Raw genomic sequence first — 9,841 nt, 5'->3', positions numbered from 1 at the left:
GCGTCGAGCGGCATCGGCCGCGCCACCGCACTGGCCTTCGCGGACAAGGGCGCCTCGGTGGTGCTCGCCGCGCGCCGTGCGCACGCGCTGGAGGAGGTCGCCGTCGAGTGCCGCGGACGGGGCGGGCGGGCGCTGGCCGTGCCGACGGACGTCACCGACCTGCACGCCGTCGAGGAGCTCGCGCGGCGGGCCGTGGACCGCTTCGGCCGCATCGACATGTGGGTGAACGCCGCGGCGGTGACGCTGTACGGGCCGTTCGAGGACGTGCCGCTGGAGGACTTCCGGCGCGTCCTGGACGTCAACGTGATGGGCTACGTGCACGGCGCGCGGGCCGCGCTGCCGCACCTGCGCCGGGCCCGGCGCGGCGTGCTGGTGAACGTGTCGTCGGTGGCGGCGATCGCGCCGCAGCCCTACAGCACCGCGTACTCGATGTCCAAGGCCGCCGTGTCGGCGTTGAGCGCCGGCCTCCGACAGGAGCTGCGGGTGCGGGGCGAGCGCACGGTGAAGGTCTGCACCGTGCTGCCCGCCACGATCGACACCCCGATCTTCCAGCACGCGGCCAACTACACCGGCCGCCGGGTGGTGGCGATGCCGCCGGTGTACGCGCCCGAGCGGGTGGCGCGGGCGATCGTCGCGCTGCTGCGCTCGCCGGTCCCCGAGGTCGTGGTCGGCCGCGCCGGCCGCCTGGTGCGCCTGCAGGCCCGGCTGAACCGGCGCATGCTGGAGCGCGGCATGGCCCGGCGCGTCGACCGCCACCACCTGTCGCGCAAGGACCGGGTCCCCGCCACGTCCGGCACCGTGCACGCCCCGACCGTCGACACCGGCTCGGTGCACGGCGGCTGGGACGGCGGCGGACGCCGCGCGCTGCGCCGCGCCGCCGCCGTGACCGCAGCCGGAGCCGCCGCCGTCGCCGCGGCGGGACGGCTCGGGCGGGAACGCGCGCGATCGCGGTAGAGCGGCGGATGCGAGGAGGCGGGGTGGAGTTCGACATCGTCGTCGAGATCCCCAGAGGGTCGCGGAACAAGTACGAGATGGACCACCGGCTGGGGCGCATCCGGCTGGACCGGCTGCTGTTCACCGCCACGCAGTACCCGGCCGACTACGGCTTCATCCCCGGCACGCGGGCCGAGGACGGCGACGCGCTGGACGCCCTGGCGCTGCTCGAGGAGCCGGCCTTCCCGGGGTGCCTGATCGCGGTCCGGCCGCTCGGGGTGTTCTGGATGCTGGACGAGCAGGGCCCGGACGCCAAGATCCTCACCGTTCCCGCCCGCGACCCCCGGTACGCGGATCTGCGGGACCTCTCCGACGTGCCCGCGCACATGCTGGCCGAGATCGGCCACTTCTTCGACATCTACAAGGAGCTGGAGCCCTGCAAGGAGGCCGACGTGCGGGGCTGGCAGGACCGGGCGGCGGCCGAACGCGAGGTCGCCGCGTCGTTCGACCGCGCCCGGGACGGGCTGCGCGGCCGCGCCGCGTCCGTTCCGCCGTCGCGGCCGGCGGGCGGCGCGGCGGCGGGCGGCGGCGTCACAGGTCGAGGATGAGGCGGGGCCCCAGGGAGCGCGAGACGCAGATCATCATGATCTCGTTGGAGGCCCGCTCGTCGTCGGTGAGCACCGTGTCGCGGTGGTCGGGCTCGCCGCCCAGCACCTCGGTCTCGCAGGTGCCGCACGTCCCCTCCCGGCAGGACGACAGCACGCTGATGCCCGCCTCCTCCACCACCCGCAGGATCGACTTGTCCGGTGGGACGGTCAGCGTCCTGCCCGAACGCGCCAGCTCCACCTCGAACGACGCGCGCGGGCCGGCGTCCTCCACGGGGGTGAAGCGCTCGACGTGCAGGGCGCCGCGCGGCCAGGCGCGGCAGCGCTCCTCCACGGCGGCCAGCAGCGGCTCGGGGCCGCAGCAGTAGATCTTCGTGCGGTCGTCGGGCGCGGCGAGCAGCGCGTCCAGGTCGAGCAGGCCCGTCTCGTCCTGCGGACGGACGCTGACGCGGCCGCCGTACGCCCCTTCCAGCTCGGGGAGGAAGGCCATCGCGGCGCGGGTGCGACCGCCGTAGACGAGCCTCCAGTCGGCGCCGGCCGCCTCGGCGGCGGCCAGCATCGGCACGATCGGCGTGATGCCGATGCCGCCCGCGATGAACAGGTAGCGTTCCGCCTCGACCAGCGGGAAGTGGTTGCGGGGGCCGCGGACGACCAGGTCGTCGCCCTCGGCCAGCCGTTCGTGCACATGCCGGGAGCCGCCGCGTCCGTCCCGCTCCCGCAGCACCGCGACCTGCAGCGCCGTCCGGTCGGACGGGTCGCCGCACAGGGAGTACTGCCGTACCAGGCCCGGCGCGAGCACCAGGTCCACGTGCGCGCCGGGCTCCCAGGACGGGAACGGCTCGCCGTCGGGGCGGCGCAGCGTCAGGCGCGCCACGTCCTCGGCGATCAGCTCCTTGCGTTCCACGACGACGTCCAGGCCCACCTCGGCACGGGGAAGATCCTGCACGGTCATGGCCTGCTCTCCTTCGGCGCCGCTCGGAACGCTCGGACGGTCATCCGGCAGCTTGGGGCACGGCCGCGAGGGCGCAGAAGACGCTTTTCCGGCGAATGGAAAAGCGGCGGGCGGGGCAGGGCGACGCGGTGCCCTCCGGTCAGGCGGGCGGGGGCGTCCAGGCGGGATCGCGCCCGGTGAGGGCGACGAGCCGGTCGAGCGGCGGGGCGTCGTCGGGCACGGCCACCGGCGGGCCGAACGGACTGGGGCCGCCCCGGGCTTGGACGCCCGCGACCAGGCCCAGGCAGGCGTCCACGTCGGCCTGCCCGGGCGTGTAGGGGCGGCCCATGGCGCGGGCGAGGTCCCACCCGTGCACGACCAGCTCGTTCAGCGCGAACAGGCCCGCCGCCCGTCCGGGAAGGTCGATCCCGCCGACCCGGGTCGCGCCCGTCCAGGCGGCCGGGTCGCGCCAGGCGTCGGCGAGCGCGGCCAGCCGCCGGGGGATGTCGGTGCGCCAGTCGTCGCCGAGCCGGGAGGCGTCTCCGGACGGGCCGCGGGCGGCGGTCTCCCCCGGGTCCTTCCTCGCCCCGGCGAGGAAGCCGAGGGCCAGCCCGCCGACGTGGTCGACGAGGTCGCCCAGCGTGTACGCGGCGCAGGGCGTGGGGGCGGCGAGCCGGTCGCCGGGGACGTCGGCGATCAGGGCGGCGACGCGGCCGGCCGCCGGTCCGAGGTCGGGTGCGTCGGTCATGGGATCGCTCCTTCGTCCGGTCTTCCGGTCGAGGGCCGCTCGGCGCGCGGCGGCCCTCAACCGGACAGACCGGGGGCGGTCCCGGAAATCATCGGCCGGTCAGCCCAGACTGCGGGCGGGGCTGGGATCGTCGTCGGGGTCGGACTGCTCGAGGACGGGCTCGTCGCGGGCGACGACCGGCTTGTCGTGCTTGGCTCGGCGCAGCCTGCGGCCCAGCGGCTCGGCGCAGCGCGCCAGCAGCGGCCCGGCGATCGCCAGGATGAGCACGTACGCGGCGGCCAGCGACCCGATCTGCGGGTTGATCCCGGCGGACACGGCCAGCCCGGCGATGACGATGTTGAACTCGCCGCGCGGCACCAGCGCGGCCCCGGCGCGCAGCCGCCCGGTGGGCGTGCCCGCGTCCCGGGCGGCCAGCCAGCCGGTGGCCAGCTTGGTCGCCACCCCGGCCACGGCGAGCAGCGCGGCCACGCCGAGCACGGGCGGCAGGTCGGACGGGTCGGTGTGCAGGCCGAAGAAGACGAAGAACACCGCGGAGAACAGGTCCCGCAGCGGCGTGAGCACCTCGCGGGCCGAATGCGCCAGCGGGCCCGACAGCGCGATGCCGACCAGGAACGCGCCGACGGCCGCCGACACCTGCAGCTGCTGGGCCAGCCCGGCCACCAGCACCGTCAGCCCGAGCACCTTCAGCAGCAGCACCTCGTCGGTGGGGCTCTCGACGAACCGCTCCACCAGCCGTCCCCAGCGCAGCGCCACGATCAGGATCACGGTGATGGTCGCGGCGGCGATCGCGAGGGTGGTGGCGCCGGCCACGAGCCCGGCCCCCGCCAGCAGCGTGGTGACGATCGGCAGGTAGGCGGCCATCGCCAGGTCCTCGAACACCAGGACCGACAGCACCCTCGGGGTCTCCCGGTTGCCCAGCCAGCCCAGGTCCCCCATGACCTTGGCGGTGATGCCGGACGAGGTGACGTAGGTGACCCCGCCCATCACCACGGCGGCGACGGGGCCCCAGCCCAGCAGCAGCGCCGCCACCACCCCGGGCGCGGAGTTCAAGACCAGGTCGGCCAGCCCCACCGGCGCCGAGGTGCGCAGGGTGCCGACCAGCTCGTCGGCCGTGTACTCCAAGCCGAGGGTGAACAGCAGCAGGATCACCCCGACCTCGGCGCCGATCGCGACGAACTCCTCGCTGGTGGTCAGGGGGAGCACGCCGCCGGTTCCGAACGCCAGGCCGGCCACCAGGTACAGCGGGATCGCCGAGATCGAGAACCGTACGGCCACCGCGCCGAGCACGCCCAGGGCCAGGATGATCGCGCCGAGTTCGATCAGTTGGAGAGCCGAGTGCATCCGCCCTCACCCGCTCGCCAGGATCTCGGCGACGGCATGAGTGCCCTCGGCGGTGCCGACCACGACGACGGTGTCCCCCTCGTGGAACACGAAGTCGGGGCGAGGGCTGGCGTGCACGCGGCCCGCGCGCACCACGGCCACGATGGAGGCGCCGGTGCGGGTGCGCACCCGGGCGTCGCCGAGCGGCCGCCCGTCATAGGGTGAATCCGCTGTTATCGGGACCTGTTCCGTGACCAGCCCCTCCACCTCGCGCTGCAGTTCGGCCAGGCGCTCCACGACCCGGCCCGAGCCCAGCAGCTCGGCGAGGGCGTTGGCCTCCTCGCCGGTCAGCGCGACCGAGACCACGCAGGAGTCGGGGTCCTCCTTGTCGTAGATGACCAGGTCGCGGCGGTCGGTGCGGTGCGTCACGACCCCGATCTGGCGGCCGCGGCTGGTGGTGAAGACGTGCCGCAGTCCGATCCCCGGCAGTGCCGTCCGTTCGACGTCCATGGCTTTCTCCCTCTGCGCCCGGCCACGTGTCCCCCGGCGGGCGGAATCAACACGACTTCTCCGCGGGGCGGCCCGGCCGAGGCCCGGTCCTGAGGGACGCCGTCGGCCTTGCGGACCTGCGGACTTGCGTCCGCAAAATGATCTTTTGCCCCAGCGTAGCCTAGTGCACGTCCGGCACCGTCTGTTACGGTCCGGCGCCCTCAGAGGATCCCGCGCACCTTCTGCCCGGAATGTCGGACGACGGGGGTGCGCGGCGTCACCGGGGCACGTAGAGGCGGATGTCGTCGACCCGGGCGCCGCCCTCGTAGAAGTTCATGTGCGGGTCGCCGATGATGAAGTGGTCGGGGTAGGCCGATCCGGCGGGCCAGGTGTCGCGGTCGACGAGGGTGCCGCCCGGCCCCGACCAGGTCCACTCGCCGTCGAAGCGGCCGTCGTACTCCTCCGGCCGCTGGTTGAAGTGCCAGATCGGCTCGCCGTCCTGCACGAATGCGCGAGTGTAGCGGAAGGTGGCCCGGCCGACGTGCGCGAACACGCCCGACATCTCCATGGTGTACGCGCCGTCGCGGCGTTCGATCGCGAAGCGGTAGCTCTCGTCCGGCAGCAGCTCGGGCCGCAGGTCCACCTGGGAGACGATGGCGCCGCCTTTGGCGACCCCGCACTCGCTGTGCATGAGGTACTCGGTTCCGGGCTGGTTGGCGTAGCGGCGGTCGTCGGTCATGAAGATGGCGTTGACGCCGTTGCCCGTGCCCGCCGAGTACGGCTCGTACTGCCGCGTGGCGGGGTTGCAGTACCGCAGCCCTGTCCCCGTGTACTTGTAGCGGTTGTAGGAGTCCATCGCGACTTTGCGGTGGACGTGGATGAAGACGTTGTTGTGCGGCGCCGGACGGTCGTAGTCCATGATGCCCAGGTAGTAGAAGCCGTTGGCGTCGCTGCGCACGTCCAGCCAGGAGCATTCGGGCCTGCTGAAATCGCCGCCCGACGCCCATGGGAAGTTGGTCTTGCAGCCGTCGGGCGAGTACCCGTTGACGCGTCCGTCCGGGTAGTCCCACGATCCTCCGCGCTGTCCCCCGAAGTCGATGCCGCGCAGCGTCATCTCCACCCGGTACTCGGCGGGCAGGGGGCGGGAGGAGCGGATGAGGACACCGCCCCGGTGGCTGGGTTCGTCGAGGTGCGCCACGCCGTCGCGCGCGGTGAGCGTGGGGGCGCCGTCGGGCCGCCCGTCGCCGTCGTCGTCGCGGGCGGCGAGTTCTGCGGTGAGCCAGCCGCGCTTACCGAAGGAGAACGACTTGCGGTAGGTGCGCACCTTCGCGAGCTGTTCGCGGAAGGCCGGTCCGCCCACGGCGTCGAAGAACGCGCCGTCGTTGTCGTACTCGTCGACGTCGTAGGGGCTGCCCGGGCCGTCGTCGTCCCGGAACCAGGGCGCGCGCCGGTCGTCGAGCGGACGGTCGAACGACTCCGCCGCCACCAGCCGCCAGCCGTCCCGCGCCGCCGGCCCCTCGGCCGCCGCGGGCTGCGTCATCGCCGCAGTCACCACGACGGGCAGCGTCACCGCCGCCGCCCTCCGCAGGACCGTTCGCATCGCCGCCCCCTCCCGCCTGTCCGCTCGGGACGCGCATCGCCAGGACGTGACGCTAGACCGGCATTCCGCGGGAGGCAACGGCAAGCGTCGCCGTCGTCACGGAACGGTTCCGCCGGGCAGTCCGACCCGGTCGGGGACGGCGCGGGGAAGGCCGCGCAGCCACCCGGCCGTGTCCTCCGGCCACCAGCGTCCGGCGGCCAGCCGGCCGAGCGCGTCGGCGACCCGGGCGGCGGACGACGGCGCGGGCACCACGCGGCTGGGCGCGGCGCCGGCGAGCACGCCCAGCCACCAGTGGCGGCGCGTGGCGGGCATCTCCTCGGGGTCGAGGACGATGTAGTAGTCGGGCAGTTCGAGCCGTCCGGCGCGCAGCGCGCCCACGGCCTCCTCGACGGCGACCTCCAGCCGCCCGGCGGGCGAGGACTCCTCGAAGAAGTCGACCCACGCGTCGGCGACGTCGGCCAGCGGGTCGTCGTCGTGCACGATGTAGGTCATGCCGCCCCGCCGCACCAGCTCGGCGAACTCTTCCGGGGTGCGGTCCTGCCGGGTGACGGCCCGCACGTTGTGCAGTCCGTCCAATCCGGACACCACCCGCCCGGCCTGCTCGCCCGCGACCACGACCACCGTGCTGCTCGAGCGCCGCATATCCCCCATCGTAGGCGGCGGCCCGTCGCAGCGGACCCCGCGCGGCCGCGGGAACCGGCGGCGGCCCGGCGGCGTTTCCTTCCGTGATACCGCCGCGCCCTGTGAGATCATGCGGGGCACATCAGACCGACGACGAGGAGCGAGATGACCGCCAAGCCGACCGAGGACGACCTTCAGGCCGTGTTCACGCGGGCGGACCTCGGCGGTGACGACAAGCTCGACCTGATGGAGTTCACCATGGGCCTCGACAGCCTCGGGCTGTCGTGGACGCGGGCCGAGGTCCAGGACAGGTTCGAGAGGGCCGACACCAACCGCGACGGCTTCATCTCCTACCCGGAGTTCCGCGGGCTGCTGGAGACGTGGGGCTGGATCGTGCGGAGGTCGCAGAACTGAACCGCCGAGTGCCGGGCCGCGCGGGCGGACCCCCGCGGCGCCCGGCACCCGCGGCGGCACGCGTCAGACGGCGCGGCCCCGCATGCGGCGGTACAGGCGGACCAGCTCGGCGGTGGACGCGTCCGGAGCGGTCTGCGGAGGCTCGGCGGAGGTCAGCGCGGGCGTCAGCTCGTTGGCCATCACCTTGCCCAGCTCCACGCCCCACTGGTCGAAGGAGTCGATCCCCCAGATCGTCCCCTCGACGAACACGATGTGCTCGTAGAGCGCGACGAGCTGGCCGAGCGTGGACGGGGTGAGCCGGGGCGCCAGGATCGTGTTGGTGGGCCGGTTGCCCGGCATGACCTTGTGCGGGACGATCGCGGCGGGCGTGCCCTCGGCGGCGATCTCCTCGGCGGTCCGGCCGAACGCCAGCGCCGAGGTCTGCGCCAGCATGTTGGCCACGAGCAGGTCGTGCATGCCCACGCCGTCCTCGGCCGGGACGTCCTCGTGCGGCTCGGCGAACCCGATGAAGTCGGCCGGGACGAGCCGGGTGCCCTGGTGCAGCAGCTGGTAGAAGGCGTGCTGCCCGTTGGTGCCGGGCTCCCCCCAGAAGATCTCGCCGGTCTGCGCCACCACCGGGGCGCCGTCGGCGCGCACCGACTTGCCGTTGGACTCCATGGTCAGCTGCTGCAGGTACGCGGGGAAGCGGGCCAGCCGCTGGCTGTAGGGCAGCACGGCCCGGGTCTGCGCGCCGAAGAAGTCGGTGTACCACACGCCCAGCAGACCCATGATCACCGGCATGTTGGCCTCGAACGGCGCGGTGCGGAAGTGCTCGTCGATGGCGTGGAACCCGGCGAGCATCTCCCGGAACCGGTCCGGCCCGATGGCGATCATCAAGGACAGGCCGATCGCCGAGTCCATCGAGTAGCGGCCGCCGACCCAGTCCCAGAACTCGAACATGTTGGCGGTGTCGATGCCGAACTCGGCGACCCGCTCGGCGTTGGTCGAGACCGCGACGAAGTGCCGCGCCACCGCCTCCTCGCCGCCGAGGCGCTCCACCAGCCAGCGCCGGGCGGCGCGGGCGTTGGTCAGCGTCTCCAGCGTGCCGAACGTCTTGGAGCTGACCACGAACAGGGTCCGCTCGGGGTCCAGGTCGGCCAGCGTCCCGGCGACGTCGGCCGGGTCCACGTTGGAGACGAACCGGCACGCGATGCCGGCGTCGGCGAAGTCGCGCAGGGCCTCGTAGGCCATGGCGGGCCCGAGGTCGGAACCGCCGATGCCGATGTTGACGACGTGCGTGATCGACTTGCCGGTGTGGCCGGTCCACTTGCCGGAGCGGACCCGCTCGGCGAAGTCGGCCATGCGGTCGAGCACGGCGTGCACGTCGGCCACCACGTCCTGCCCGTCGACGGTCAGGCGCGCGTCGCGCGGCAGGCGCAGCGCGGTGTGCAGGACGGCGCGGTCCTCGCTGACGTTGATGTGCTCGCCGGAGAACATCGCCTCGATCCGCTCGCGCAGCCCGGCCCGTTCGGCGAGCGCGACCAGCAGGCGGATCGTCTCGTCGGTGGCGCGGTGCTTGGAGTAGTCCAGGTGGAGGTCCCCCGCGGTCACCGTCATGCGGGTCGCGCGGTCCGGATCCTGCGCGAACAGCTCCCGCAGATGCCGTCCGGCGAGCGCGGTGTAGTGCTCGGTCAGCTCCCGCCACTCGGCCGTCTCGGTGATATCAGCCATCGTTCTCACTCATCTCCTCGGCAAATGCCGGGCGGGCGCCGGCGAACGCCCCGGACGCCGCTCCGCCCGACATGGCGATCATAGGTTGGGCCGTCGTCCCTCCACCGGAGTACGTCTGTACCCGCCGCGCCCGGCCCTACCTATCCACCGGCGGGGAAACCGCGGTCGTCGCCGTCTCGGCCGCCCGCTCCCGGCTCCCCCGATCCCCGTTCTCAATGATCAGTCCACGGTTCCAGTCGTATGAGAAGTTCGACGGCACGTATTGTCAGTCGCCCGTGACAGCATGGGAGGTTTACCTTGTCGACCGACGTACGAATTGCGCATCCGCAATCGACCGAGTGCGTCCGCGTAACGCGAGACCCGTTCAAGAGGACCGAGACCAGCGACATGGGCGCCCGCGCGACGACCACACCGCAGGACGGGCAGTTTCTCGGTGGTGTTCCGGCTCTCGACGCGAGACCACCGAGACA

The 9,841-nt window shown here is 73.3% G+C and carries 10 protein-coding genes; 3 read left to right on the top strand and 7 right to left on the bottom strand.

Annotation, left to right across the window (positions count from 1 at the left end; genetic code table 11):
* The coding region (locus tag AR3_RS17185; protein ID WP_083951621.1) for an SDR family NAD(P)-dependent oxidoreductase at positions 1 to 954 on the top strand (954 nt) is incomplete at its 5' end.
* A gap of 23 nt (positions 955 to 977) precedes the next feature.
* Complete coding sequence (locus AR3_RS17180; protein WP_106259339.1) at positions 978 to 1,541, top strand: inorganic diphosphatase; 564 nt, start codon at positions 978 to 980, stop codon at positions 1,539 to 1,541.
* Here AR3_RS17180 and AR3_RS17175 read toward each other — a convergent pair.
* From AR3_RS17175 to AR3_RS17150, 6 genes are all read right to left on the bottom strand, one after another.
* The gene (locus AR3_RS17175) at positions 1,525 to 2,490 is read right to left on the bottom strand and encodes a PDR/VanB family oxidoreductase (protein ID WP_083951620.1); all 966 of its coding nucleotides are present in this window, start codon (positions 2,488 to 2,490) and stop codon (positions 1,525 to 1,527) included. The two genes, AR3_RS17180 and AR3_RS17175, sit on opposite strands and share 17 nt — an antisense overlap.
* Positions 2,491 to 2,629: 139 nt before the next feature.
* The gene (locus tag AR3_RS17170; protein ID WP_067915225.1) at positions 2,630 to 3,217 is read right to left on the bottom strand and encodes a TIGR03086 family metal-binding protein; all 588 of its coding nucleotides are present in this window, start codon (positions 3,215 to 3,217) and stop codon (positions 2,630 to 2,632) included.
* Positions 3,218 to 3,316: 99 nt separating this feature from the next.
* Positions 3,317 to 4,558, bottom strand: a complete 1,242-nt coding sequence (locus tag AR3_RS17165) for a cation:proton antiporter (RefSeq protein ID WP_067915224.1) — start codon at positions 4,556 to 4,558, stop codon at positions 3,317 to 3,319.
* Between the two features lie 6 nt (positions 4,559 to 4,564).
* On the bottom strand, positions 4,565 to 5,047 hold the full coding sequence (locus tag AR3_RS17160; RefSeq protein ID WP_067915223.1) for a cation:proton antiporter regulatory subunit: 483 nt from the start codon (positions 5,045 to 5,047) through the stop codon (positions 4,565 to 4,567).
* Positions 5,048 to 5,303: 256 nt separating this feature from the next.
* On the bottom strand, positions 5,304 to 6,626 hold the full coding sequence (locus AR3_RS17155) for a hypothetical protein (protein ID WP_083951619.1): 1,323 nt from the start codon (positions 6,624 to 6,626) through the stop codon (positions 5,304 to 5,306).
* Positions 6,627 to 6,722: 96 nt separating this feature from the next.
* On the bottom strand, positions 6,723 to 7,268 hold the full coding sequence (locus tag AR3_RS17150; RefSeq protein WP_067915221.1) for a hypothetical protein: 546 nt from the start codon (positions 7,266 to 7,268) through the stop codon (positions 6,723 to 6,725).
* Between the two features lie 144 nt (positions 7,269 to 7,412).
* On the opposite strand from AR3_RS17150, the gene AR3_RS17145 reads away from it, so the two are divergent.
* Entirely contained in the window at positions 7,413 to 7,661 is a 249-nt protein-coding gene (locus tag AR3_RS17145; protein ID WP_067915220.1) for an EF-hand domain-containing protein, read from the top strand.
* A 63-nt stretch (positions 7,662 to 7,724) separates the two neighbouring features.
* Here the strand turns inward: AR3_RS17145 and pgi are convergent, their stop codons facing one another.
* Positions 7,725 to 9,371: a glucose-6-phosphate isomerase gene (pgi, locus tag AR3_RS17140; RefSeq protein ID WP_067915219.1), complete on the bottom strand. Its 1,647-nt coding sequence runs from the start codon at positions 9,369 to 9,371 to the stop codon at positions 7,725 to 7,727.
* Between the last annotated feature and the right edge of the window lie 470 nt (positions 9,372 to 9,841).

Origin of the sequence: Actinomadura rubrobrunea NBRC 15275 (assembly GCF_001552235.1) — a bacterium.
Lineage (GTDB): Bacteria > Actinomycetota > Actinomycetes > Streptosporangiales > Streptosporangiaceae > Spirillospora > Spirillospora viridilutea.
This window is presented reverse-complemented; position numbering and strand designations above follow the sequence as displayed.

Coding starts and splice junctions, on each gene's coding strand:
- pgi (WP_067915219.1), bottom strand. CDS start 9,371: ATGGCTGATATCACCGAGACGGCCGAGTGGCGGGAGCTGACCGAGCAC.
- AR3_RS17160 (WP_067915223.1), bottom strand. CDS start 5,047: ATGGACGTCGAACGGACGGCACTGCCGGGGATCGGACTGCGGCACGTC.
- AR3_RS17165 (WP_067915224.1), bottom strand. CDS start 4,558: ATGCACTCGGCTCTCCAACTGATCGAACTCGGCGCGATCATCCTGGCC.
- AR3_RS17175 (WP_083951620.1), bottom strand. CDS start 2,490: ATGACCGTGCAGGATCTTCCCCGTGCCGAGGTGGGCCTGGACGTCGTC.
- AR3_RS17145 (WP_067915220.1), top strand. CDS start 7,413: ATGACCGCCAAGCCGACCGAGGACGACCTTCAGGCCGTGTTCACGCGG.
- AR3_RS17155 (WP_083951619.1), bottom strand. CDS start 6,626: ATGCGAACGGTCCTGCGGAGGGCGGCGGCGGTGACGCTGCCCGTCGTG.
- AR3_RS17150 (WP_067915221.1), bottom strand. CDS start 7,268: ATGCGGCGCTCGAGCAGCACGGTGGTCGTGGTCGCGGGCGAGCAGGCC.
- AR3_RS17170 (WP_067915225.1), bottom strand. CDS start 3,217: ATGACCGACGCACCCGACCTCGGACCGGCGGCCGGCCGCGTCGCCGCC.